The sequence below is a fragment of the Rhodococcus sp. JCM 9793 genome (assembly GCF_055380405.1).
In genome coordinates, this window is record NZ_AP043721.1 from 5,099,920 (window position 1) to 5,123,533 (window position 23,614).

The 23,614-nt window shown below is 66.7% G+C and carries 21 protein-coding genes; 10 read left to right on the forward strand and 11 right to left on the reverse strand.

The genetic code is table 11. The features are described 5' to 3' along the window. Positions 1–7: 7 nt before the first annotated feature. Positions 8–2,986 (reverse strand): AAA family ATPase, encoded by a 2,979-nt coding sequence (locus ACZ46K_RS25630; protein ID WP_464745466.1) that lies wholly within the window; start codon positions 2,984–2,986, stop codon positions 8–10. Further along, positions 2,983–4,176, reverse strand: coding sequence for an exonuclease SbcCD subunit D (locus tag ACZ46K_RS25635; protein ID WP_054810988.1), 1,194 nt, complete (start codon positions 4,174–4,176; stop codon positions 2,983–2,985). Before ACZ46K_RS25635 ends, ACZ46K_RS25630 begins: the two co-directional genes overlap by 4 nt. Before the next feature lie 78 nt (positions 4,177–4,254). Here ACZ46K_RS25635 and ACZ46K_RS25640 point away from each other — a divergent pair, with 78 nt between their 5' ends. Both ACZ46K_RS25640 and ACZ46K_RS25645 read left to right on the forward strand, forming a co-directional pair. Then, positions 4,255–5,418 carry a DNA recombination protein RmuC gene (locus tag ACZ46K_RS25640; RefSeq protein ID WP_464745470.1) on the forward strand — a complete coding sequence of 388 codons (1,164 nt, stop codon included), beginning with the start codon at positions 4,255–4,257 and terminating at the stop codon, positions 5,416–5,418. 24 nt (positions 5,419–5,442) lie between these two features. Continuing rightward, a complete protein-coding gene (locus ACZ46K_RS25645) occupies positions 5,443–6,360 on the forward strand; it encodes a DUF6542 domain-containing protein (RefSeq protein WP_464745472.1) in 918 nt (305 codons plus the stop codon). 17 nt (positions 6,361–6,377) lie between these two features. On the opposite strand, the gene ACZ46K_RS25650 is transcribed toward ACZ46K_RS25645, so the two are convergent. Further along, entirely contained in the window at positions 6,378–7,376 is a 999-nt protein-coding gene (locus ACZ46K_RS25650; protein ID WP_054807545.1) for a 4-hydroxy-3-methylbut-2-enyl diphosphate reductase, read from the reverse strand. 78 nt (positions 7,377–7,454) lie between these two features. On the opposite strand from ACZ46K_RS25650, the gene ACZ46K_RS25655 reads away from it, so the two are divergent. From ACZ46K_RS25655 to ACZ46K_RS25665, 3 genes are read left to right on the forward strand one after another with little or no spacing between them, the layout of a single operon-like run. Further along, a complete protein-coding gene (locus ACZ46K_RS25655; RefSeq protein ID WP_464745474.1) occupies positions 7,455–8,276 on the forward strand; it encodes a lipid droplet-associated protein in 822 nt (273 codons plus the stop codon). After that, positions 8,273–9,520: an exodeoxyribonuclease VII large subunit gene (xseA, locus tag ACZ46K_RS25660; RefSeq protein WP_054807544.1), complete on the forward strand. Its 1,248-nt coding sequence runs from the start codon at positions 8,273–8,275 to the stop codon at positions 9,518–9,520. The genes ACZ46K_RS25655 and xseA overlap by 4 nt, the downstream gene beginning before the upstream one ends. Positions 9,521–9,531: 11 nt before the next feature. Beyond that, positions 9,532–9,786 carry an exodeoxyribonuclease VII small subunit gene (locus ACZ46K_RS25665; RefSeq protein ID WP_054807543.1) on the forward strand — a complete coding sequence of 85 codons (255 nt, stop codon included), beginning with the start codon at positions 9,532–9,534 and terminating at the stop codon, positions 9,784–9,786. Positions 9,787–9,802: 16 nt separating this feature from the next. Here the strand turns inward: ACZ46K_RS25665 and ACZ46K_RS25670 are convergent, their stop codons facing one another. Next, the gene (locus ACZ46K_RS25670; protein WP_464745476.1) at positions 9,803–10,372 is read right to left on the reverse strand and encodes a DUF4245 domain-containing protein; all 570 of its coding nucleotides are present in this window, start codon (positions 10,370–10,372) and stop codon (positions 9,803–9,805) included. A gap of 189 nt (positions 10,373–10,561) precedes the next feature. Here ACZ46K_RS25670 and glpX point away from each other — a divergent pair, with 189 nt between their 5' ends. Together glpX and ACZ46K_RS25680 are read left to right on the forward strand one after the other, a co-directional pair. After that, positions 10,562–11,599, forward strand: coding sequence for a class II fructose-bisphosphatase (gene glpX, locus ACZ46K_RS25675; RefSeq protein WP_464745478.1), 1,038 nt, complete (start codon positions 10,562–10,564; stop codon positions 11,597–11,599). Between the two features lie 84 nt (positions 11,600–11,683). Further along, a complete protein-coding gene (locus tag ACZ46K_RS25680) occupies positions 11,684–13,102 on the forward strand; it encodes a class II fumarate hydratase (RefSeq protein ID WP_054807884.1) in 1,419 nt (472 codons plus the stop codon). A gap of 66 nt (positions 13,103–13,168) precedes the next feature. Here the strand turns inward: ACZ46K_RS25680 and ACZ46K_RS25685 are convergent, their stop codons facing one another. Together ACZ46K_RS25685 and ACZ46K_RS25690 are read right to left on the reverse strand one after the other, a co-directional pair. Further along, positions 13,169–14,377 carry an IS30 family transposase gene (locus tag ACZ46K_RS25685; RefSeq protein ID WP_464749314.1) on the reverse strand — a complete coding sequence of 403 codons (1,209 nt, stop codon included), beginning with the start codon at positions 14,375–14,377 and terminating at the stop codon, positions 13,169–13,171. Positions 14,378–14,817: 440 nt separating this feature from the next. After that, positions 14,818–15,417 (reverse strand): LGFP repeat-containing protein, encoded by a 600-nt coding sequence (locus tag ACZ46K_RS25690; protein WP_464745480.1) that lies wholly within the window; start codon positions 15,415–15,417, stop codon positions 14,818–14,820. A gap of 244 nt (positions 15,418–15,661) precedes the next feature. Between ACZ46K_RS25690 and ACZ46K_RS25695 the strand changes: the two genes are divergently transcribed. After that, on the forward strand, positions 15,662–16,096 hold the full coding sequence (locus tag ACZ46K_RS25695; RefSeq protein WP_464745482.1) for a limonene-1,2-epoxide hydrolase family protein: 435 nt from the start codon (positions 15,662–15,664) through the stop codon (positions 16,094–16,096). Positions 16,097–16,148: 52 nt separating this feature from the next. Next, a complete protein-coding gene (locus tag ACZ46K_RS25700; protein ID WP_054806327.1) occupies positions 16,149–16,559 on the forward strand; it encodes a carboxymuconolactone decarboxylase family protein in 411 nt (136 codons plus the stop codon). Between the two features lie 72 nt (positions 16,560–16,631). Here ACZ46K_RS25700 and ACZ46K_RS25705 read toward each other — a convergent pair whose 3' ends face one another. The 4 genes from ACZ46K_RS25705 to ACZ46K_RS25720 all read right to left on the reverse strand — a co-directional run bounded on the left by ACZ46K_RS25705 (position 16,632) and on the right by ACZ46K_RS25720 (position 21,687). After that, positions 16,632–17,951 (reverse strand): PhoH family protein, encoded by a 1,320-nt coding sequence (locus ACZ46K_RS25705; protein ID WP_464745486.1) that lies wholly within the window; start codon positions 17,949–17,951, stop codon positions 16,632–16,634. Between the two features lie 256 nt (positions 17,952–18,207). Continuing rightward, positions 18,208–18,894, reverse strand: a complete 687-nt coding sequence (locus ACZ46K_RS25710; RefSeq protein WP_464745488.1) for an isochorismatase family protein — start codon at positions 18,892–18,894, stop codon at positions 18,208–18,210. Positions 18,895–19,097: 203 nt separating this feature from the next. Next, a complete protein-coding gene (glyA, locus tag ACZ46K_RS25715) occupies positions 19,098–20,393 on the reverse strand; it encodes a serine hydroxymethyltransferase (protein ID WP_054810189.1) in 1,296 nt (431 codons plus the stop codon). 94 nt (positions 20,394–20,487) lie between these two features. Continuing rightward, complete coding sequence (locus tag ACZ46K_RS25720) at positions 20,488–21,687, reverse strand: hypothetical protein (RefSeq protein ID WP_054806326.1); 1,200 nt, start codon at positions 21,685–21,687, stop codon at positions 20,488–20,490. Between the two features lie 175 nt (positions 21,688–21,862). On the opposite strand from ACZ46K_RS25720, the gene coaA reads away from it, so the two are divergent. Beyond that, positions 21,863–22,795, forward strand: coding sequence for a type I pantothenate kinase (gene coaA / locus ACZ46K_RS25725; protein ID WP_054806325.1), 933 nt, complete (start codon positions 21,863–21,865; stop codon positions 22,793–22,795). Positions 22,796–22,816: 21 nt separating this feature from the next. Here the strand turns inward: coaA and ACZ46K_RS25730 are convergent, their stop codons facing one another. After that, entirely contained in the window at positions 22,817–23,584 is a 768-nt protein-coding gene (locus ACZ46K_RS25730) for an isoprenyl transferase (RefSeq protein WP_464745490.1), read from the reverse strand. Positions 23,585–23,614 lie beyond the last annotated feature (30 nt).

Below are 23,614 nucleotides of genomic sequence, written 5' to 3' on the forward strand. Positions count from 1 at the left end.
GCACGACTCAACTCACCATCCGCACGGTGGAGCCGGTTCGGCCGCGCAACACGTGCAGGCGGCTCGGAATACGTTGCCGCAGCTCGTCGACATGGCTGACCACACCCACCACGCGACCACCGGCACGCAGTTCGTCGAGGACCCCCATCACCGCGTCGAGCGCGTCGGCGTCGAGGGTGCCGAATCCTTCGTCGATGAACATGGTGTCGATCACCACACCACCTGCTTCGGCGGCGACGACATCCGCGAGCCCGAGCGCAAGCGCCAGGGATGCCTGAAACGATTCACCACCCGAGAGTGTCTTGGTGGAGCGCACCGCACCTGTGTACTCGTCATGGATGTCGAGGCCCAGCCCCCCGCGCCTGCCGTGGCTGCCGGCCGCATCGCTGTGCACGAATTCGTAGCGGCCACCGGACATTCTGCGCAGTCGCTCGGACGCCGCCTCCGCCACTTCCTCGAGACGCGCAGCAAGCACATAGGAACGCAACGACATCTTGCGGTTGTTCGCTCCCCCACCGGCAACGACGTCGGCGAGTGCCGTGAGCTCGGCCTGCTCGTCGCGCAGTGGCACCAGCGCCTCGTAGGCCCGCTCGAGCCGGTTCGCGTAGGTCGCGATGTCGGTGTGACGGCGGTGCGCCTCGGTCGCGGCGGCAAGTGCGGATTCGAGTGCCGCAGCACCGGACGCGACCACCGCGCGCGCCGCTTCGACGTCGACGACCTCGTCGCCGGTGAGCACATCGATCTCCGGTTCGGCGAGCACCGCGGCGACGATTGCCCGGCGGTTCTCGGCATCGCGGATCTCACGATCGACCTCGGAGATTCTCGATGCGGGACGCAGAGCAGCACGCGCCTGCACCAGATCGGTGAATCCGCCGTCGGCTGCCGCGACCTCCGCTTCACGCATCCGTTTCTGCGCGACCGAACGCACCTGGGCCACCCGGAGCCGGGCATCGAGCCACGCAGTGGCGTCTTCCACCAGAGCAGCGAGGCGCTCACGCTTGGCCGACAGCGACTCGCTGCCGTCGATTGCCGCTGCGATACGACGGCCGATCTCGTCGGCCTCCGATGCGAGTACGGCGTCGTCGCGGGCGATGGTGGCCAGAGCGGTCTCGGCCTCCCGCTCGCGGGACCGAAGCGCGAGATCGCGCTCGTGGAGATCGTCGACCGCGCTGCGACGTCGATCCAGCTGTGCTGCCACGGATCCAGCGGTGTCGTGCGCCTCGACGGCGTCGGCGTGCGCTGCAGCCAGGTCGTCCGGGCGGGTGTCGCCGCTGCGTTGACGCAGGATCGCCACCGTGCTCGTGGCATCGCCGACCGCTGCGCGCGCGTCGGTGAGCGCCTTCGCTGCACGTCGCTCGACGGCATGGGCACGTTCTTCGTCGTCCTCGGTCGCGGCGTCGGGTGCGGGTTGCGCCGGCGACGGATGTTCCGCCGCTCCACAGACCTCGCAGGGGTCGCCCTCGACCAGCCTCGCGGCCAGTTCGGCGGCCATCCCCGCGATTCGACGTGCACGAATATCGAGCAGCGATTCGTGCGCCAGATTGTGATCCGTATGGCGCTGCGCGGACATCCTCTCCAGCTGTTCGAGTTCTGCACTGCGCGAGCGCAGTTCACGAGCAGCAGCAAGCGCGTCAGCGGCCCGGTCGCGGACACCACGGAGCCCGGGCAGCGACGCTGCAGCCTTCTCCGATTCCGCAACTGCGGCCGTCGCCTCCGCGACGCGGCCTGGAAGCGCAGCGCGTTCCGCGACAACACCTTCGAGTTCTGCGGCGACGGCGTGCCGCTTCTCCCCCAACACTTCACGGCGGGAGGCGATCTCGACGCTTCGTCGCTGCTGGTCGATCAAGGCGTCGAGTGTGGTCACCTCACTCGACCACTGCTCGTAGCGGGGGCGGATCAGCGTGCGGTCGCTGTCGTCGGGAGGTCCGGGCGCCTCGTCGAGCAGCGCGCGACCCTCGGCCGACTTCTCGAGAACTGCTGCGGCGGAGTCGAGTTCGCTGCGCGCAGCCTCCGATTCAGCGGCGGCTCCGGCCGCTTCACGATCGAGCACCGCCACCAGCTGCGCGCGATGCGCTGCGTCGCGTTCGACGGCCATCGCTGCGCGCTCCGGTTCGCCGGCGTCGAGCCGGGTCTTCATCTCGAGGGCTTCGCGGCGACGCCGGAGCCGCTCCTGCAGTGCTATCGCGCTGTCCAGCGACACGCGGTTGCCGCGGTCGAGCTCGCGGGCCTCGGCGTGCACGACCGCGATGGCGTCGCGAACATCGGCGGCATCAGCAAGCAACCTGTGGGCCCACTCGACCGGCTCGGCGTCGGCCCCGGCCTCGATACCGGCGGCTGCAGCAACTTTCGCGGCGAGGACGTCGACGGCCTTCTGCTGCTCGGCGAGCGCCTTCGCGCCGGATCCGCGGCGATCGCGGAACCATTGCTCGACGTCGCCGAATCTCGTGGTGTCGAACAGTCGCTCGAGGAGTTTTCCTCGCTCCTCGCTGTCCGCCCGCAGGAATTTCGCGAACTCGCCCTGCGGCAGCAACACGACCTGGAAGAACTGTTCGGCGCTCATTCCGAGCAGCGCCTTGACCACGTCGCCGATCTCTTGGCTGCGTGACAGGTTCTCGCCGCTACCGTCGAGCCATTCCAGGGTTGCCTTCGCATTCTGCTTTGTGGTGCCGACCCCACGCTTCTTCGGACGTTCGAATTCGGGGCTGCGCGCGATGCGCACTCGCCGCCCGGAAATCGTCGCTTCGAGGCAGACCGTCGGAACGGCACCCACGGGCGCATGATCCGACAGCAGCCGGTGCCCTCCGGCACGGGCACCGGGCACCGTCCCGTAGAGCGCGAACGCGACGGCGTCGAGAATCGATGTCTTCCCCGCACCGGTCTGTCCGTGCAGGAGGAACAGCCCGTCGGCGCCGAGGTCGTCGAAGTCGACGGCGACGGTGTCGGCGAACGGCCCGAAGGCGGTGATCTCGATCGAATGCAATCTCATGCCGGCACGTCCGCCCGTTCGTCGCGACCGGAATCGTCACGCCGCGATTCGTCGCCGATGCCGCGGCCTCGATCTCCGTCGCGGAGTGCCTGTTCGAACCATCCTGTTTCGCGTGCGGACGCCTCGGATCTGACATCGGCGAGGAACGACGAGGCGATCTCGAGGTCGGTGCGTCCCCGCACCTTCTCGCGGTAGCTGCCTTCGGATTCCGACGCGGGTCGTTCCCACTGCACGTGCACCGCGTACGGGAACCGCTCCTGCAGCCGCCGCATCGCATCGACCGGGCGGGCCCGGTCGGTCAGGACTGCGGCGACATAGTGGTCTTCGGCTGCGTCGTGAGCCGGATCCGCGAGCAGATCGTCGAGGTCGCCGCTGAGCTGGGTCAGTTCTCGCACCACCGGAAGGTCGACGCGATCGACGGACGCGAGCCCGGACTCGTCGAGGTCGACGAGCCACACCGCCTTGCGGTGCGACCGCTCGCCGAACGAGTACGGCAACAGCGACCCCGAATACCGGACGTGTTCGGACACCGTCTGCGGCGAATGCAGGTGCCCTAGTGCCACATAGTCGGCGCCGTCGAAAGTAGCCGCCGACACCGTCTCGACACCGCCGACCGAAATCGACCGTTCCGACTCCGTCGGCTCCCCACCCACGACGAAGGCGTGTGCCAGCACCACAGCGCGACCGCTGCGCTCGGCGGCGTCCGTCTGTACCCGGGCCATCGCGGCGTCGAGGATCTCCTGGTGCGAGCGGGCACCGGGCACGTCGAGTTCGGCGCGGGTGATCTCGGGCTCGAGATACGGGATGCCGTAGAACGCGACCGGCCCGTGCTCGTCGTTCAGCACCAACGGCCGAGCGACCTGCGATACCCGCGTGATCAGGTGCAGCCCCCCGTGCGCGGCAAAGGCCGCACCCGCTCCGAGGCGGACGGGCGAGTCGTGGTTGCCGGACGTTGCGATGATCACTGCACCGGCGGCGCGGATCGCTTCGAGCCCGGCATTGCACACCGCGACGGCGTCGGCACTGGGAATGGAGCGGTCGTAGATGTCGCCGGGCACCACCACCACGTCGGCACCGTGCTCCGCGACGAGTTCGGCGATGGCGGTGAGCGCCGCGGCCTGGTCGGCGAGCAGGTCTACACCGTGGAAGGTGCGACCGATGTGCCAGTCGGAGGTGTGCAGGATCCGCATGTCGTCAGACGGTAGAGGACGACACCGACACGCGCCGGTTCCGGGCAACTGTCACCGGGGTGCGGCATCATGCGGCTCATGTCAGCTCTCACGGCACTGGGTCTCGTCGTCGCACTCGCCCTCGGGGTGGCACTCGGCTGGCTGTTGCACGCGTCGCGCAGCGGCGACCGGGCAGCACGCGCCGAGGCGAAGCTCGCTGCACTCGAGGCCAACGAGTCACAGTTGCGACAATCGTTGAGCGTGGTGAACGAGGACGCCGCGCGGAGGCAGTCCGGAGCTGTCGGCGAGCAGGTGTCGCGGCTGGTCGGGCCCCTGCACGAGGCCGTCGGCGCGCTGTCCCGGCAGGTCGAGAACGTCGAGCGGAGCCGGATCCACGCGTATGCGGGGCTGACCGAGCAAGTGGAGGGCATGCACCGCGCCTCACAGTTGCTGTCGACGCAGACCCAGCAGCTCGTCACTGCACTGCGGGCACCGCAGGTGCGCGGCAGGTGGGGTGAGATCCAGCTCGAGCGCGTCGTCGAGCTGGCCGGGATGGTGCGGCACTGTGACTTCGACACGCAGGTGACGAAGGAGGGTGTGCGTCCCGATCTGCTGGTCTACCTCGCGGGCGGCAAGCAGATCGTGGTGGACGCCAAGGTGCCGTTCGCTGCCTATCTCGACGCAGCGCAGGAGGAAGACTCGGCGCAGCGCGATCGGCATCTGACTCGGCACTCACGGCAGTTGCGTACCCATATAGACCAGCTTTCCGCGAAGTCGTACTGGGAGTCGTTCGATCCGACGCCGGAATTCGTGGTGCTGTTCGTACCGGGCGACCCCTTCCTCGACGCAGCGCTCGGGGCGGCCCCGGATCTCCTCGAGTACGCGTTCGCACGGAACGTGATCCTCGCCACCCCCACCACTCTCGTGGCCCTGCTCCGCACGATCGCCTTCACGTGGCGTCAGGAAGCCCTGTCACGAGACGCCGCAACCATCCACAGGCTGGGTAGAGAGCTGTATCAACGACTCGGCACGGTCGGCGAGCACCTCGACCGACTCGGCGGGCAATTGGGCAAAGCGGTCGATTCGTTCAACCTCACGGTGTCGTCGATGGAGACACGGGTGGGAGTCACGGCCCGAAAGCTCAATGAGCTGGAACTTTTCGACGGCGACGTGCCCGAGATCGGGCGCGTCGACTCGTGGCCGCGGCGCAGCACACTCGCAGAAAGTGCAGAAACCGACGGTCCTGTCGACGAAGCAAGCTGATTCTGTCGGGTTACTGTTTACCTTGTGTCTGCATCCCAACGCGCTCGCTCGGCAGTGCCGCTCGACATGCGGTCGTTGGTTCCATCGCTTCCCGGTGTCCCTTGGTGGGGTGCACCGCTCATCGCCGTCGGCGTGACCCTCGTCGGGCTGCTGATCGATGCGACCGGCGGAGACCAGCTGACGTCCACATTCACTGTCTTCTATGTCCTCGGATGCATCGTGGCCGTTGCCGCGGTCCGGTATCGCGGATTGTTCACCGCGATGGCCCAGCCGCCGTTGTTGCTGCTGCTGGCGGTGCCGATCGGTCAGGAAATCCTTGCGTCCGGCAGCACGAGCGGCCTCAGGGAATTGGCGTTGAACGTCGCATATCCACTGGTCAACCGGTTCCCGGCGATGTTCCTCGCCACAGTGGTGGTGCTGGCTATCGGTGCTGCACGGATCTTCCTCGCGAAGCAGAACGTGGGTGCCCGGACGCGCGCCCAGCAGTCACGTAGGGCCGCGCCGTCACGCAGTGCCGCTGCCCGGACTCCGCGCCGAAGTACCGCGAAGCGTCCTGCATCGGACGCACCGAAACGGGCCGACGCTTCCCGCAATGCCTCGTCGCCGCGGCCTTCTGCGGTGCGCAACCCCGCGGCGCGTGCAGAGCAGGCCGAGCCACCGATGACGAAGGCCTCGGTCCGCGACGTCGCTGGTTCACGCGGCCGGGCGGCACCTCGTCGACGGAGTACGCCACCCACGGCGAGCGAGCCGGTAGCGCGCGCAACGCCTGCACCGCGCCGCGGCGATGTCGATCCGAGGCGGGACGCTGCCCCGCGGCGACGCCCCCGACCCGAGGAAGCTTCCCTCCGCACGCCGCAGCCCACGCCGATGGCCGGTGCGCCGAGGCAGGCCCCGGGGTATCGGCCACCGGCTGTGCGCTACCGGGATCGCGTCGAAGACTGAGACGCGAGGCCGTCCACTCAGTGGCGAGCGTCCCGCAGCTCCCGGGGCAACGCGAACACAAGGGTCTCGTTCGCGGTGGTCACCGACTGCACGGTGTGGAATCCGTACTCGTCGAGCAGATCGATCACGCCTCGGACGAGAATCTCCGGCACGGAGGCACCCGAGGTGATGCCGATGGTCTCGACTCCCTCGAGCCAGGCGGGGTCGACTTCGCGGGCGTAATCCACCAGGTACGAGGCCTTCGCGCCCGCACCCAGTGCGACCTCGACGAGCCGGACCGAGTTCGAGGAGTTCCGAGAGCCGACCACGATCACCAGATCGCACTCGGGGGCCATCGCCTTGACCGCGACCTGACGGTTCTGGGTGGCGTAACAGATGTCGTCGCTCGGCGGATCCTGCAGCTGCGGGAACTTCTCGCGCAGCCGCTGCACGGTGGTCATCGTCTCGTCGACACTCAGGGTGGTCTGCGACAGCCAGATCACCTTCGACGGGTCGCGCACCGTCACCGCGTCGACAGCGTCGGGGCCATCGACGAGCTGGACGTGGTCGGGGGCCTCCCCCGCGGTGCCTTCGACCTCCTCGTGGCCTTCGTGGCCGATGAGCAGGATGTCGAAGTCGTCGCGGGCGAATCGTTTCGCCTCCTGGTGCACCTTCGTCACCAGCGGGCAGGTTGCGTCGATCGTGTGGAGATTTCGGGTGGCCGCGGCGTCGTGCACTGCCGGCGAGACGCCGTGCGCCGAGAACACGAGGACCGATCCCTCCGGGACCTCGTCGGTCTCGTCGACGAACACGACGCCCTGCTCGGCAAGGGTCTCCACGACGTGTCGGTTGTGCACGATCTCTTTACGGACGTAGACCGGAGCGCCGTGCTTCTCGAGAGTTTTCTCGACGGTCTCCACTGCACGGTCCACGCCGGCGCAGTATCCTCTCGGCTCGGCGAGAAGGACGCGCTTCCCCGGCGTCGATGTGCCGGGTGACCGTGTGATTCCTAGTTCGAGCGGGACAGGCGCAGACATGGCTCCAGAGTACGGGCCGAGCGGTCACACCGACCCGCTCGGCTACCAAAGACACCGATCGTGAGGCAGGGTGAGAGAATGATCCGTCCACCGTTCATGGCACGGGTGGCCGCCGGCGTGGCCGTCACCGCGTACGAAGAGACCCTCCGACTCCCGAGTACTGCGGTTGCGCTCCCGATGACCACGGTGAGCCAGATCCTGCAGACCGCAATGCGGATGCAGCAAGTGATGACCGGCCTGGCGATCAAGGGCGATCAGCTGTTCGACGTGTTCGGATCAGCGCCGTCCGAGGAACCCGAGTGGGCGGTGTTCGACGAGGACGAAGAGCCCCTCACCAGCAACGAAGCATCCGTGAAGCCGGTCGATGCCGCGGCTCCGACGCCTGCAGCGGCATCCGGTCGCTTCGCGCTGTACTCGGTACCGCCGGGCGAGCAGGCCGGCAAGCCTGCCACCGCCCCCGCGTCGGCGGAGCCGTCCACCACCGCTGCTGCATCGTCCGAGTCCCCCACCGCCGAGACAAAGGTTCCCGCTCCGCCCGAGGCGAAGAAGGCTCCCGCGAAGAAGACCGCCGCCAAGAAGGCTCCGGCGAAGAAGGCCACCGCCGCACCGCCCTCCGCATCGAAGTCGGCTGTGACGAAAGCCTCACCGGCGAAGAAGTCAGCGGCCAAGAAGACTCCTGCGAAAGCGGCACCCGCCTCGGCATCCAAGCCGACACAGCCGGCCGAGATCGCCGAGTACCTCGATTACGACTCGCTGACCCTCGCGCAGCTGCGTGCCCGTCTCCGGACGCTGTCGGTCGAGGACCTCACCGCGCTGCTCACCTACGAGAACGCACACGCCGGCCGTGCTCCGTTCGTCACGATGCTGTCCAACCGGATCTCCAGCGCCGAACGCAAGTGAGCACAGAGCAGACCGGCGGTCGCGTCAACTCGGCGGAGAACCCATGGCCGGTGCGTAACGTGTCGCAGAAGATCTCCGGGTGGATCGACAAGCTCGGCACGGTCTGGGTGGAAGGCCAGCTCACCCAGATCAATGCTCGCCCCGGGACGCGCACCGCGTTTCTGACTCTGCGCGACCCGTCCGTCGACATGTCGTTGCAGCTCACCTGCGACCCGCAGCTGCTGCGCTCGTCGACGGTGCCGCTCACTGAGGGCACCAGTGTCGTCGTGTTCGGGAAGATCACGTTCTGGCCGGGACGCGGCAGCCTGGCGTTGCGGATCACCGAGATCCGTCCCGTGGGTATCGGTGAACTCCTCGCTCGCCTGGAAAGGCTGCGCGGCCTCCTCGCCGCAGAAGGGCTCTTCGATCCGCGGCTCAAGCGTCCACTGCCGTTCCTGCCACAGCGGATCGGTCTGATCACCGGTCGGGCGAGCGCTGCCGAACGCGACGTGGTGTCCGTCGCGCAGCGGCGATGGCCGGCCGTGCAGTTCGACGTGCGCAACACTCCGGTCCAGGGGCCCACCGCGGTACCGCAGATCCTCGACGCGCTCGCGGCGCTCGACAAGGACCCCGACGTCGACGTCATCATCCTCGCTCGTGGCGGAGGCAGCGTCGAAGACCTCCTGCCCTTCTCCGACGAAGCGCTGTGCCGCGCGATCGTCGCGTGCACCACGCCTGTCGTCAGCGCGATCGGGCACGAACCGGACAACCCGCTGTCCGATCACGTCGCCGACCTACGGGCAGCGACACCCACCGATGCCGCGAAGCGTGTGGTGCCCGACGCGGTCGCCGAGCAACAACTCGTCGACGACCTCCGGGACCGGGCGGCCGGTGCCCTGCGGAACTGGGTGCGACGTGAAGAACACGTGATCGCCCAGCTCCGCGACCGGCCGGTGCTGGCAGATCCGATCGCTGCACTCGACCGGCGCACCGACGAGATCGAACGACTGCGGGTGGCCGCGCGTCGCGACATCTCGCGGACGGTCGCATATGAGGCAACGACCGTCGAGCATCTGCGGGCACGCCTGTCCACACTCGGACCTGCAGCAACCCTCGCTCGCGGCTACGCCGTGGTGCAGCGGGTCGTCGCCGATGGGGATCCCGAGGTGGTGCGCTCGGTCGACGATGCCCCGCCGGGCACACAGCTCCGGGTGCGAGTGGGTGACGGCGCGGTACGCGCCGTCGTCATGGGACGAGAGAAGTAGAGGATCACGCTGTGAGCGACACGAATTCCGACGTTGCCGAACTCGGTTACGAACGCGCGCGCGACGAACTGGTGAACGTCGTCAAGATGCTCGAGCAGGGCGGTCTGGATCTGGACGATTCACTCGCCCTGTGGGAGCGCGGAGAAGCACTGGCCACACGGTGCGAGGAGCACCTCGCCGGTGCACGTCAGCGTGTCGAGAACGCGCTCGCGCACGCGGACGACGCCGATGAAGGCGATGAAGGCGATGAAGGCGAAGAGGACTAGGCGGGCTACGAACCGGTCAGGGAGTCAACGGCTCGGCGACACCGACTGTGGTCGCAAGCTCGGTGAACTCCTCGTCGGTGCCCGAACCGCCGATCAGGATGCGGACGTCACCGAAATCGGACACCCACAGCGCTTCGACGCCGTCGCCCCCGTAGACCGTCCAGTCCCGGGTGCCGATCTGCTGGGCGCCGGTGACGCGACGTGAACCACCCGCGACGAACCGGACGAGTTCGTCCTCGCCGGCATCGGACTGGGTGAAACGCACGTAGCGACCACCTGCAGTGACGAACCCCACGGTGCTCGAATCGCCGCCTTCGTTGCCGGAGATGATGCTGCGGCTCCCCGAGTTGGACTGCCAGCCCTCAGGCACCTCGGGGTGCCGGATGGGAAAGCCCAGCTCCTTCGCGTCGTACTCGAGACCCGCATCGAGGTCGAAGGCGGGCACGGGACCCGCCGTCGGCCCACCTGGGCTGAAGGAACATTGGCTCGCGACTCCGGCAATGACCAGCATTGCGACAACCAGCGGAATCAGCGACCAGGCCATATCGCGGGTGTCGTTCAGGATGCGAGGTTTCTTGGGAGCCACCCATCCAGTCTGACAGCCCGCTCCGATCTGTGGTGCGCCTGCCCTGGGTCCGACAGGCCATCACGGCCCGGGTGATGAGACAATGACCACGCGAAACACCCATCCGATCGTGCGGCCCCGATCCCGGCGGCCACATGTGTGCCGGCGCCACTCGAGCGCCGACCGACTTTCATCAGGAGGCAGTAGCCCATGACGGCCAGCACCCCACAGCGCCGCGAGGCTCCCGACCGCAATCTCGCGCTCGAACTGGTGCGCGTCACCGAGGCCGCAGCGATGGCAGCAGGCCGCTGGGTCGGGCGCGGCGACAAGGAGGGCGGCGACGGAGCCGCCGTCGACGCCATGCGCCACATGGTGAGCTCGGTGTCGATGCAGGGCGTCGTCGTGATCGGTGAGGGCGAGAAGGACGAAGCGCCCATGCTCTACAACGGCGAGGAAGTCGGCAACGGCGACGGCCCACTGTGCGATGTCGCGGTCGACCCGATCGACGGCACCACCCTCATGTCGAAGGGCGCGCCGGGCGCGATCGCAGTCCTCGCCGCCGCCGAGCGCGGCGCGATGTTCGATCCGTCGGCCGTGTTCTACATGGAGAAGATCGCGGTCGGACCGGAGGCCGCCGAGGTCATCGACATCACCGCACCGATCGCCGAGAACATCCGTCGTGTGGCGAAGGCCAAGAGCATCGCGATCCCGGATCTGACGGTCACGATCCTCGATCGCGAACGGCACGCGGGAATCATCCGCGAGGTACGCGAGGCGGGTGCCCGCATCCGGTTGATCTCCGACGGCGATGTCGCCGGCGCCATCGCTGCGGCACGCCCCGGCTCCGGTGTCGACATGCTCCTCGGTATCGGCGGCACCCCTGAGGGCATCATCGCCGCGGCCGCATTGCGCTGCATGGGCGGTGCATTGCAGGGCCGGCTGGCTCCGACCGACGACGCCGAACGTCAGAAGGCCATCGACGCGGGTCACGATCTCGACCGTGTACTCACCACGAGTGAACTGGTGACAGGCGAGAACATCTTCTTCTGCGCGACCGGCGTCACCGACGGTGAACTGCTGCGCGGTGTCCGGTACACGCCTGGTGGAGCCGAGACGCAGTCGATCGTGATGCGCAGCAAGTCCGGCACCGTTCGTATGGTCGAGGCCTATCACCGCCTGACGAAGCTCAACGAGTTCTCGTCGATCGACTTCGCGGGTGTCGACGGCGCTGCCCCGCCGCTACCGTGACCTGACACTCCCTTTTGTGGGGTGCAAGAACGTGTTCGAGTTCTTGCACCCCACAATCGAGCTCGGCGGGCCTACCGTGGACGTATGACCGACACTTCCGAGCAGTCTTCCCCTCAATACCGCATCGAGCACGACACCATGGGCGAGGTCCGGGTCCCGGTCGACGCCCTCTGGCGCGCACAGACACAGCGCGCTGTCGAGAACTTCCCGATCTCCGGCCGCGGCCTCGACCGCGCACAGATCCGCGCACTCGGACTTCTCAAAGGCGCATGTGCACAGGTCAACAAGGATCTCGGCCTCCTCGACGCCGAGAAGGCGGATGCCATCATCGCCGCAGCCCGCGAGATCGCCGACGGTGAACACGACGATCAGTTCCCGATCGACGTGTTCCAAACCGGTTCGGGGACAAGCTCGAACATGAACACGAACGAAGTGATTGCGTCGATCTGCGCGCAGGCCGGCGTCACGGTCCACCCGAACGATCACGTCAACATGTCGCAGTCGTCGAACGATACGTTCCCCACCGCAACTCATGTCGCCGCGACCGAAGCGGCCGTGGCCGATCTCGTTCCGGCACTCCAGCAACTGGAGGGTGCGCTCAGCGACAAGGCCACCGAGTGGCGGACCGTCGTCAAATCCGGTCGCACGCATCTGATGGACGCTGTACCCGTCACTCTCGGTCAGGAATTCGGCGGGTATGCCCGCCAGATCGAGGCCGGCATCGAGCGGGTGAAGGCCACCCTGCCGCGCCTCGGTGAACTTCCCATCGGCGGGACCGCCGTCGGCACCGGCCTCAACGCTCCGGACGATTTCGGGCCGCGAGTCGTTGCTGAACTCGTCAAGGACACCGGTGTCGATGCTCTGAGGCCCGCACAGAACCGGTTCGAAGCGCAGGCAGCGCGGGACGGACTCGTGGAGGTGTCCGGCGCGTTGCGCACGATAGCGGTGTCGCTGACCAAGATTGCCAACGACGTCCGCTGGATGGGCTCGGGCCCGTTGACCGGTCTCGCGGAGATCCGTCTGCCCGATCTACAGCCCGGAAGTTCCATCATGCCAGGCAAGGTCAACCCCGTTCTACCCGAAGCGGTTACGCAGGTCGCAGCGCAGGTCGTCGGCAACGACGCCGCGGTCGCGTGGGGAGGCGCGGCGGGGGCATTCGAACTCAACGTCTACATCCCGATGATGGCGCGCAATGTTCTGGAGTCGATTCGCCTGCTCGCCAACGTCTCTCGACTGTTCGCCGACCGGTGCATCGCAGGTCTGGTCGCGAACGTCGAGCATCTTCGGACGCTCGCCGAGTCGTCGCCGTCGATCGTGACCCCGTTGAACTCGGCGATCGGCTACGAAGAGGCCGCCGCGGTGGCCAAGGAAGCCTTGAAGGAACGGAAGACGATCCGGCAGACGGTGATCGACCGCGGGCTCATCGGCGAGAACCTCAGCGAGGACGAACTCGACCGTCGCCTCGACGTACTCGCGATGGCGAAGGTCGAACCCGAGCGGTGATGGAGATCGGGACGGACGATCCCGGCCCCGGAGTGGCGGTTTCAAGGGGTCGACGCAACACCGCTGTTAGTTGGTGGTGATTAGATCACGCAGACGCTCGGCTGGAGTATCCCAGCCGAGCGTCTTGCGTGGACGGCCGTTGAGTTCCTGGGCAACATGCTCGAGGTCTTCCGGTCCGTAGACACTGAGGTCGGTGCCTTTGGGGAAGTACTGCCGGAGCAGTCCATTGGTGTTCTCGTTGCTACCGCGTTGCCAGGGGCTGGCCGGGTCGCAGAAGTAGACGGCCATCTCGGTAGCGACGCTGATCTGCTTGTGTCTGGCCATCTCGGCTCCTTGATCCCACGTCAGCGACCCACGTAGATGCGCAGGCAACTCACGCATGGCCACGATCAGCGCATCGCGGACCTGTTCGGCGTCATGCCCGTCGGGTAGATACAGCAGCATCGTGTAGCGGGTGGAACGTTCGACCAGGGTGCCGATCGCGGTCTTGTTCTGTTCACCGGTGATCAGATCGCCTTCCCAGTGCCCGGGTACGGCGCGGTCGGCGACCTCGGCGGGCCGATCACTGATCATGATCATCGGATCGGTGAACCGCTGATACCGTTCACCCTCTTTGTGCTGCGGTGCACGCCTCGTTCGACCGGTTCGAAGTGCCTGCTGTACTTCGCGTTTCAGTCCTCCGCGGGCCTGAAAATACAATGCCTGGTAGATCGTCTCGTGGCTCACCCGCATGCTTTCGTCGTCAGGGTGATCCCGGCGCAGGCGATGCGAGATCTGTTCCGGTGACAACTTCCGGGACAAGCCTTCCTCGACCGCTGCCCGCAGGACCGCGTTCTGAACCAGTTTGGACTGCTTGGGCCGCGCCCGGGCCGCGGCAGCAACCCGATCGGCCTGATACGGCAGATACCGGCCTTCGATGCTGTGCCCGCGTACCTCCCGCGAGACCGTGGAGACGTTCTTGCCGATCCGTGCAGCGATTGTGCGCAGCGAGTCCTTGACCACCAGGCCGTCGGCGATCGCAACCCGGTCCTCGATCGACAGGTAGCGATCACTGACCGAGCGATCACTGACCGCAGGCTTTACGGCATCATCACAGATCGCACTGGTCACCGTCTGTTCGTAGACGGTTCCGCGCCTGTAGTCCACGACCCTGCCATCAGGATGGACTCGCGTGTTGCCGACCTTCCGGATGCCTTTGCGCCAGTCACGGGCAGTGCGCGTGTGGACGCCCACTTCGTGGGCAGCTCGCGTTATCGACCAGCCTTGTGCGACCAGTTCCCCGAAGCGGTGTTTGGCCTCGCTCTTGCCTCGAGGTGGGATCTTTTCGCTGGTCACCAGACCCTCCGAGACCAGGATTCTGCGTGCGACCGAAGGCGAGACCCCGCACGCTTTCGCGGCCTGGTTGATCGAACCGGTCTTGTCGAACACGGCCACGATCACCATTCGATCGGGGACCCCACGTTGATCACCGCTCTTGCCTGGACCGCGTGGCTGGCCGGCGGGCAGGCCGATCGCCTGCAGGATGGCATAGCGGCGACCGCGAGGCAGCCCCATCACGACTGCCGCCTCTTTCACTGGCATACCGGCATCGGTGAGCCGGGCCAGCTCGTCACCGAACCGAAGGCAGTCCTCCTGAAACGACATGATCGTCGCAACCTCTCATCGAGAGTGTTGCGACGATCATGTGAACCCGCCAGTCCGGGGCCGGAGTCGGGTCATCCCACCGTCACTTCGGTCTGGCCGTCGATATAGGTGATGTTGCCGCCTGCGAAGTCGCTCTGCAGCCCGTTCTCGATCGGGTGTTCGTCGCTGACCGGGAAGCCCAGTTCGCCACCGGCTCCACCTTCGGCCTCCCACGCCACTCGGATCTCCCCCCACACGATGTGCGCGTCGGTGTCGGGGCTCCACGCGATGATGCCTCCCTCGAACTCTGCGATGTTGCCGTCGCCGACGTCCTCCTGGTTTCCGGTGGCCATACCGAGCGGGCTCGATTCACCGCCGACCTCGTTGTACTTGGCGAGAATCTCCCCGCTCAGTTCGACCGATTCGCCATCCGGACCCGGAACTGCGCTGGTCTGATCCTCCGCCGGTTCGGTGCCTTCCGTCCCCTCAGCGTCTGTGGTCCCGTCGGCACCAGTGGTCTCGTCAGCGCCCTGAGCCTCTGACGCGACGCTCTCGGCTGCGGACTGCACGGCGCTGGTGGCACTACCCACCACGTCCTCTGCAGAGTTGTCGTCGCCGCATGCCGAAGCGACCAGGCCTACTGCAGCAAACGCAGCAACGGTTGCCGCCATTCGACGGTTGATTCGATTCATGTGTATCTACTCCTGTCGGGCCACCCGCACCGGTCGTCGCGCACGGGGTAGGACAAGCGGACGCCCCGAACGTAACCACGGGCGACCGGTGTTCGTTGCCGTTCGGCCCGTATAAGTCCACTTTCTTCGAAGTGCATTTTTCGTGCGACTCACGATGGGCTCGATTCGATCCCGAGAGGGGCATTCTCGTCGACACGACGCGAACAGGGTCGTACCATGCCCGCAGTCGACAAAGGGGGATTCCATGACCGGCATCGAGGCCACACCGACCACACCCGACACTGCCGTCACCACAGTCCGGGAATTCCTCGAAGCAATGGCCGAGAGCCGACCCCGAGATACGAGGCCACTCATGGACCCCGACATGTCGTGGCACAACACTTCGCTCCCCACCTTGCGTGGCGCCCAGCGGATCAGCACGATCCTCGCAGGCCTCGAGAAGCCGTCGATCGGATTCGACGTCGTCGTACACCACATCGCCGCCGAAAGCGTCGAGGTCGTCCTCACTGAACGCACCGACGTACTCCGCGTCGGCCGCGTCGAGATCGCCTTCCCGGTGTGCGGCACGTTCGAACTTCGCGACGGACGCATCCTGGTATGGCGCGACCACTTCGACGTCCTCGGCTTCCTGGGCGCCACTGCACTCGGTCTCGTCCGCGCCGTATTCCGGCGGCCGTAAACTCTCTGCGGCGACCGAACGGTTCGGTGGCCATCGAACAGGGAGCAGTGACATGTCCGACGCCGAGCACAACCCGGGATTTGCAGCGGGACTCGAGATCCGGCGCGAAGTCATGGGAGACGACTTCGTCGAGCGGGCCTTCGACCGCGCACGGGGCACCGACTCTGAAGAAATTCAGGAGTTCGTCACCGAACACGCCTGGGGTGCAGTGTGGTCGCGACCCGGGCTCGACCGTCGGAGCCGCAGCCTGCTCAATCTCGGTATGCTCATTGCGCTGCGCGCCGAGAACGAACTGCGCGGCCATGTGCGAGGTGCCGTGCGGAACGGCTTGACCCGCACCGAGATCGTCGAATCCGTGATCCATTGCAGCGTCTATTGCGGCGCTCCGGCGGCGCTCGCTGCGATGCGTGTCGTCCAGGAAGTGCTCGAGACCGAACTCGGCCCGCTCCCCGACTCCGACTAGACCATGGACCCATCGGCCGAATGTCACCTTCGGCTATCTCAGCCGTGCCGAAGGTGACATTCGGTCGATGTGTTACGCGCCCGGCGCGAACTCCTCGAGCATCTCGGTGACGAGCGCCGCGATCGGCGAACGCTCGCTGCGAGTCAGCGTGATATGCGCGAACAGCGGGTGCCCCTTGAGCTTCTCGATCACCGCTGCCACGCCGTCGTACCGCCCGACACGCAGGTTGTCACGCTGCGCGACGTCGTGGGTGAGCACCACCCGCGACCCGGCGCCCAGCCGCGACAGGACCGTCAGCAGCACATTGCGTTCGAGGGATTGCGCCTCGTCGACGATCACGAACGAGTCGTGCAACGACCGCCCACGAATGTGGGTGAGCGGCAACACTTCCAACATCCCCCTGGCAATGACCTCCTCCATCACCTGAGGGCTCGCGAGCCCTTCGAGGGTGTCGAACACGGCCTGGCCCCACGGGTTCATCTTCTCGGCTTCGGTCCCCGGGAGATAGCCCAGTTCCTGACCGCCGACGGCGTAGAGAGGTCGGAACACCACGACCTTGCGGTGAGACCGCCTCTCGAGTACCGCCTCCAGCCCCGCCGTGAGGGCCAGCGCCGATTTGCCGGTTCCTGCCTTACCACCCAGAGACACGATGCCGACCGATTCGTCGAGTAGCAGATCCAGCGCGACCCGCTGCTCGGCAGAGCGTCCGTGCAGACCGAATGCCTCGCGGTCTCCACGGACCAGCTGCACTTGCTTGTCGGCGGTGACGCGACCGAGCGCACTCGACGCTCCTCCGAGCAGCCGGATACCGGTGTGACACGGAAGATCCCGGGCCGTTTCGAGATCGACGACGCCCTCGGCGAACAAGTCATCGATCAGCGCCTTGTCGACCTCGAGTTCGGTCATGCCGCTCCAGCCGGACGTGACCACGTCCTGCGCGTGGTATTCGTCTGCGGTCAGGCCGACCGCCCCGGCCTTGACCCGCAGCGGCGTGTCCTTGCTGACGAGGACGACGTCGCGCCCCTCCGCCGCGAGGTTCATCGCACACGCGAGGATCCTCGAGTCGTTCGAATCGGTCCGGAAACCGGAGGGCAGGACCATCTGGTCGGTGTGGTTGAGCTCCACGTGCAGCATCCCACCGGAGTCGCCGACGGGGATCGGACGGTCGAGCCGACCGTGGCGCTGCCGCAGGTCGTCGAGCAACCGCAGTGACTCCCGCGCGAACCATCCGAGTTCGTGATGGTGACGCTTGCCCTCGAGCTCGCCGATCACCACCAGGGGCAGCACGACCTCGTGTTCGGCGAATCTCGTGACCGCCCACGGGTCGGAGAGCAATACGGAAGTGTCCAGCACGTAGGTGCGTACAGCTGGGACGGAGCGTGTTGCGTTCACGTGAGGCTCCTCGACCTGCGCGACACCGCGCAGATTGTTCGGTGGCCGGTCGTTCCCTGGTGGTCCTCGCGGACACGAGGGCCGGGTGCCGGCCCCTCGCTCGGACTCTTCTGCCGCACGATCAGGGACCTCCCGTGTAGCCGGCACTGCGCCGCCTACACCACCGACGCTAGCCCTGACACGGCCGGTTCGCTCGGCAGCGGTGAGGCGTGTCGATGAAGATCGGATTAACCGGAGCTGTCCTGCCCGCACTACATCACGAAAGCGCGGCCGCCAGCTGGTCGTCGTGGGGGACGTTGCGGTGGGCCGTCGCTTCGAGCGCCTCGATCACCGCATCGGTCGTTTCTACCCTGCCGACCCGCTTGGCGACGTAGCCGAGGGCCATCACGTGCTCGTCGCGGGAGAAGTCGGCGGTGCCGTCGACGACCATGAATGGCGCGACGTCACTCATGAAGGCGTCGGCGGCGCTGAGCATGCAGCCCATGTGCGCGTAGACGCCGGTTACGATCAGCTGGTCCCGGCCGTAGTGAGCGAGCAGCTGCCGGAAGTCGGTGCGCTGGAATGCCGAGTAGCGCCACTTGGTGACCTGGATGTCGGAGGCGTCGGGGGTCAGTTCGTCGATCACCTCGGTGTCGCGTCCGGTGGTCAGGCCCGTGCCCCAGAAGTCGGCGAGGATGCCCCGGCGCGACGGGTGCTGGTCTCCCGGCTGCATCGTGTACACGACGGGCACTCCCGCCGCCTTGCAGGCCTCGCGGATGCGGACGATGTTGGGGACCACAGCGGACAACGGTTCGACGTCGGGCCGGTAGGCGTCGATGAAGTACCTCTGCATGTCATGGATCAGCAGGACGGAACGAGAGGCCTCGAGAGCCCACTCCACTCTGGCATCCGGGAGCTCGTCGCGGGTGGGCATCGAGTACGGGGAGATGGCGGGAATAGCCATGCGGCGTCGTCCTTCTGGTCTCGGGGCACAAATGTCGTCGTGAAGGTGTGCAGCCATCGAACAGGCCACAACGGAGCATAGGCTACCCTAATGCACCCCGGAGTGGTCGCCGAACACTCACGACCCGAACGACATACGACACGAGCCCGGTCCGCACCGATTTCGGTGCGGACCGGGCTCGCGAGAAGCGAAGTACCGAGAACTCAGATCAGGGGCCAGTCCTCCAGGCCCTGGTAGAGCGGGATGTCCTGTGCCAGCTTGCTCACGCGGGCACGCAATGCGTCGAGATCGGTGCCACCGATGAGGGTCTGCGCGATGATGTCGGCGACCTCGGTGAACTGCTCGTCGCCGAAGCCGCGAGTCGCGAGCGCCGGGGTGCCGATGCGCAGGCCCGAGGTGGTCATGGGCGGGCGCGGGTCGAACGGCACTGCGTTGCGGTTGACGGTGATGCCGACCTCGTGCAGCGCATCCTCGCCCTGCTGTCCGTCGAGCTGCGAGTTACGCAGGTCGACGAGGACCAGGTGGACGTCGGTGCCGCCGGTCAGGACCGAGATGCCCTTGTCGGCCACATCGGCCTGCGACAGACGGTCGGCGAGGATCCGCGCGCCCGACAGAGTGCGCACCTGACGGTCGTTGAACTCCGCGCCTGCGGCGATCTTCAGGGCGACGGCCTTCGCGGCGATCGCGTGCATGAGCGGACCGCCCTGCTGGCCGGGGAACACCGCGGAGTTGAGCTTCTTGGCCCACTCCTTCTTGGCGAGGATCAGGCCGGAGCGGGGCCCACCGAGGGTCTTGTGCACCGTGGTCGACACGACGTCGGCGTACGGAACGGGCGACGGATGCAGACCCGCAGCGACCAGGCCCGCGAAGTGCGCCATGTCGACCCACAGGTACGCACCGACCTCGTCGGCGATCGACCGGAACGCCGCGAAATCCTGCTGCCGCGGGTACGCCGACCAGCCGGCGACGATGACCTTCGGCTTCTCACGAAGTGCGATGTCGCGGACCTCGTCCATGTCGATTCGGTGATCGTCCTTGCTGACCCCGTAGGACGCGACGTCGTACAGCTTGCCGGAGAAGTTGAGCTTCATGCCGTGCGTGAGGTGACCGCCGTGCGCGAGGTCGAGACCGAGGAGCTTCTCCCCCGGCGTCATGAGCGCCATCAGCACCGCCGCGTTCGCCTGCGCGCCCGAGTGCGGCTGGACGTTCGCGAACTCGGCGCCGAACAGTTCCTTCGCACGGTTGCGGGCGAGGTCCTCGATGACGTCGACATGCTCGCAGCCGCCGTAGTAGCGGCGACCGGGGTAGCCCTCGGCGTACTTGTTGGTCAGGACGCTGCCCTGAGCCTGCAGGACCGCGCGCGGCACGAAGTTCTCCGACGCGATCATCTCGAGGGTGTCGCGCTGACGGGACAACTCGCCCGCCATCGCCTGCGCGACCTCCGGGTCGAGATCGGCGAGCGAAGCAGTGTTGACGTCAGTGCCGGGCACAGTTGTCATCGAGGATTCTCCAAGCTGAGGGCGGCAGGATACGACGTCCAGTCTACGAACCGCACCCCGAATCGAGGAACCCGGTCCCCGCAGGTGACCGGGGTCACCGCAATGAACTCGGCACGAGCGGCTCGTCGAGCAGGCGGCGGAAGCGTTCGGCGCGCTCGTCACCGAGCGGGGCCTGAGCGAGCCAGCCACCGAGCAGCCGATAGCCCTCGACGTAAGTGCTGATGTAGGCCCGCCACAGCGGCGACGACAGGAACCGCAACGATTGCCGCGCGCGTTCCGAAGTCGACAGCGACCAACGCTGCAGGAATTCGGCGACATCGTCGTGGCTACGCCCGCGGTCGTGCAGGAGCAGCGCGGCATCCTGACGGACCGTCAGCAGTCCAGCGGACGCCTCACCCAGCTTCTCCGCCAGTTCGCCGTCGAATCGCAGTCCGACGTCCGCGTAGATCTCCTGCGCCCACATCCCCCACCCGGGGCCGACGATCGCCTCGAGCGCGAGATCGGCGAGGCCTTCGGCCATGAGGCACTGCGGGGTGTTGACGAGAAACAACGTCTGCTCCCCCTGCCCGCCGGCGACGAGGCCCGCTTCCTTCCGGCAGTGTTCGGTGTGGTGCCCGGGGTAGGCCTCGTGCGCGATCAGTCGTGGCAGATTCGACATCTGCTGCTCGAGGTCGGAGTTGATCGCAACCCGCGACCGGTAGTCGCCGAGGTAGTAGTTGAATCCGGACCACGGCTTGTCGCCGACCACCTCGTATTCGACGCGCTCCGTCTCGGGCAGCGGGTAGACCTCGCGGACCTTGTCACGAAGAGCGCTCGAGAACGCCTCCACACATTCGGCGAGCCGGTCGGCGGGGATCGTCTCCGTCTTGCGATGGGCCTGCAGTCTCTCGGCGAGCGACGCTCCACTGCTCCCGCCGGGGAGAAGCGCGTCGAGGCGACGATGCGCGTCGCGGTAATCGTCCTCGTTTCCGGGTTCGATGTGTACGTCGAAGTAGGCCTCGACCTCGTCGACGAATCCGATGTCGTCGCCTGCGAACTTGCGGGCGGAGCAGTCCAGCGCTCGCAGATGTGCGTCGAGAAATCGGGTTCGCTCGTCCGAGAGTCCCGCGGCCGGAAGTTCGTCGCGGAGCCTCCGCGCCGTGTGGGATAAATCACGAGGTGCCGGTGGAGGCGCGTTCTCCGTCCGCCGGCGCAACTCGGGGTCTCCGGTGTAGGCGTCGACGAACCCTTCTTCGAGGCGGTCGAAAGCCAGCCCGAGCAGCAGGTATTCCCGTACGAATGCGTCCGATCCCATACCCGGCAACCCTAGTCGCTCCTCCGATGGGACGACGCGCGGTTCTGCCGCCTGCGGGTACCCCGACGGCGCATCACCCTGTGTCAGCGAGCACAATCCGATGCATGGACAAGCAGCGCCGCGATCCACATACGGGCCGCATCGATTCGAGATGCCTCGTCGGGGGGACGTGCCGATGGCTCGCCTGAGCGAACCCAGCCCGTACGTCGAGTTCGACCGCAAGCAGTGGCGGACGTTGCGCAAGTCGACTCCCCTCGTGCTCACCGAGGACGAACTCGTCGGGCTGCGAGGCCTCGGCGAGCAGATCGACCTCGCCGAAGTGGCGGAGGTGTACCTGCCGCTCGCTCGTCTGATCCACCTCCAGGTCGCAGCGCGGCAACGCCTCTTCGCAGCGACCGCGACCTTCCTCGGAGAGAAGCACCCCGACCGCCAGGTTCCGTTCGTGATCGGCGTGGCGGGTTCCGTCGCAGTGGGCAAATCCACCACCGCGCGCGTGCTCCAGGCACTGTTGGCGCGATGGGAACATCACCCCCGGGTCGATCTGGTGACCACCGATGGGTTCCTGTATCCGTCGAACGAACTCATCCGCCGGAACATCATGCACCGGAAGGGCTTCCCCGAGAGCTACGACCGACGGAAGTTGCTGCGCTTCGTCACCGATGTCAAGTCTGGAGCCGAAGAAGTTGCAGCTCCGCTCTATTCGCACATCTCGTACGACGTCATCCCCGGGCAGTACCACGTGGTGCGGCAGCCGGACATTCTCATCATCGAAGGCCTCAACGTCCTGCAGACCGGCCCCCGCCTGATGGTCTCGGATCTGTTCGATTTCTCGATCTACGTCGACGCACGCATCGAAGACATCGAGAGATGGTACGTCGAAAGGTTTCTCGCTCTCCGGAAGACGTCATTCTCGAACCCCGACGCACATTTCCATCACTACGCGGGACTGTCCGATCGCGACGCGATGAGTGCCGCGAAAGAGCTGTGGCATTCGATCAATCTGCCGAACCTGGTGGAGAACATCCTCCCCACCCGGCCACGCGCAACGCTCGTCCTGCGCAAGGACGCCGATCATTCGATCAACCGGCTGCGACTGCGGAAGATCTGACCGAACTCGGCCGGAGTTCGGTCAGACTCCGTAACGTCGATGCCGGGCCGCGAAGTCGCGGAGGGCACGCAGGAAGTCGACCCGTCGGAACTCGGGCCAGTACGCCTCGGTGAACCAGATCTCCGAGTACGCGCTCTGCCACAGCAGGAATCCCGAGAGGCGCTGCTCACCGGAGGTGCGGATGACGAGATCCGGGTCGGGCTGTCCCGAGGTGTAGAGGTGACTGTCGACGCAGTCGACGGTGACGGCCTCGATCAGGTCGTCGTCCGACAGCCCTTCCGCCTGCTTTTCACGCAGCAGCGCCTGCACGGCGTCGACGATCTCCTGGCGGCCGCCGTATCCGACCGCGACGTTGACGTGCGTGCCGGTACGCCCCGTGGTGCCCGCAGCGGCCTCGCGCAGCCTCTTCGCATGATCGTCCGGCAACAGTTCGGGGGTACCGACGATCTTCACGCTCCAGTTCTGGCCCGGCGCCGAGATCTCTTCGACGACGTCGGCGATGATCTCGAGGAGCGCGTCGAGCTCCTCGGGGTCGCGACGGAGGTTCTCGGTGGAGAGCAAATAGATCGTCGCGGTCTCGATCCCTGCGGCGTCGCACCAACTCAGCAATTCGGCGATCTTGCGGGCGCCCATGCGATGGCCGTGAGCGACGTCCGTGAACCCGTTCTCTCGGGCCCATCGGCGGTTTCCGTCGCACATCACCGCGACGTGTCGCGGGTGGCGAGCCCCTTCGAGCTCCCGGAGCAACCGCCGCTCGTAGAGCCCGTACAGCACGCCACTGAGCCTCACCGCGTCATCACCACGTGAGTCACATTACGC

What these genes read in the sequence shown, in the direction of transcription:
- ACZ46K_RS25630 (WP_464745466.1), bottom strand. Translation starts at nt 2,986, where the DNA reads ATGAGATTGCATTCGATCGAGATCACCGCCTTCGGGCCGTTCGCCGAC.
- ACZ46K_RS25635 (WP_054810988.1), bottom strand. Translation starts at nt 4,176, where the DNA reads ATGCGGATCCTGCACACCTCCGACTGGCACATCGGTCGCACCTTCCAC.
- ACZ46K_RS25640 (WP_464745470.1), top strand. Translation starts at nt 4,255, where the DNA reads ATGTCAGCTCTCACGGCACTGGGTCTCGTCGTCGCACTCGCCCTCGGG.
- ACZ46K_RS25650 (WP_054807545.1), bottom strand. Translation starts at nt 7,376, where the DNA reads ATGTCTGCGCCTGTCCCGCTCGAACTAGGAATCACACGGTCACCCGGC.
- ACZ46K_RS25655 (WP_464745474.1), top strand. Translation starts at nt 7,455, where the DNA reads ATGATCCGTCCACCGTTCATGGCACGGGTGGCCGCCGGCGTGGCCGTC.
- glpX (WP_464745478.1), top strand. Translation starts at nt 10,562, where the DNA reads ATGACGGCCAGCACCCCACAGCGCCGCGAGGCTCCCGACCGCAATCTC.
- ACZ46K_RS25680 (WP_054807884.1), top strand. Translation starts at nt 11,684, where the DNA reads ATGACCGACACTTCCGAGCAGTCTTCCCCTCAATACCGCATCGAGCAC.
- ACZ46K_RS25690 (WP_464745480.1), bottom strand. Translation starts at nt 15,417, where the DNA reads ATGAATCGAATCAACCGTCGAATGGCGGCAACCGTTGCTGCGTTTGCT.
- ACZ46K_RS25695 (WP_464745482.1), top strand. Translation starts at nt 15,662, where the DNA reads ATGACCGGCATCGAGGCCACACCGACCACACCCGACACTGCCGTCACC.
- ACZ46K_RS25700 (WP_054806327.1), top strand. Translation starts at nt 16,149, where the DNA reads ATGTCCGACGCCGAGCACAACCCGGGATTTGCAGCGGGACTCGAGATC.
- ACZ46K_RS25710 (WP_464745488.1), bottom strand. Translation starts at nt 18,894, where the DNA reads ATGGCTATTCCCGCCATCTCCCCGTACTCGATGCCCACCCGCGACGAG.
- glyA (WP_054810189.1), bottom strand. Translation starts at nt 20,393, where the DNA reads ATGACAACTGTGCCCGGCACTGACGTCAACACTGCTTCGCTCGCCGAT.
- ACZ46K_RS25720 (WP_054806326.1), bottom strand. Translation starts at nt 21,687, where the DNA reads ATGGGATCGGACGCATTCGTACGGGAATACCTGCTGCTCGGGCTGGCT.
- coaA (WP_054806325.1), top strand. Translation starts at nt 21,863, where the DNA reads ATGGCTCGCCTGAGCGAACCCAGCCCGTACGTCGAGTTCGACCGCAAG.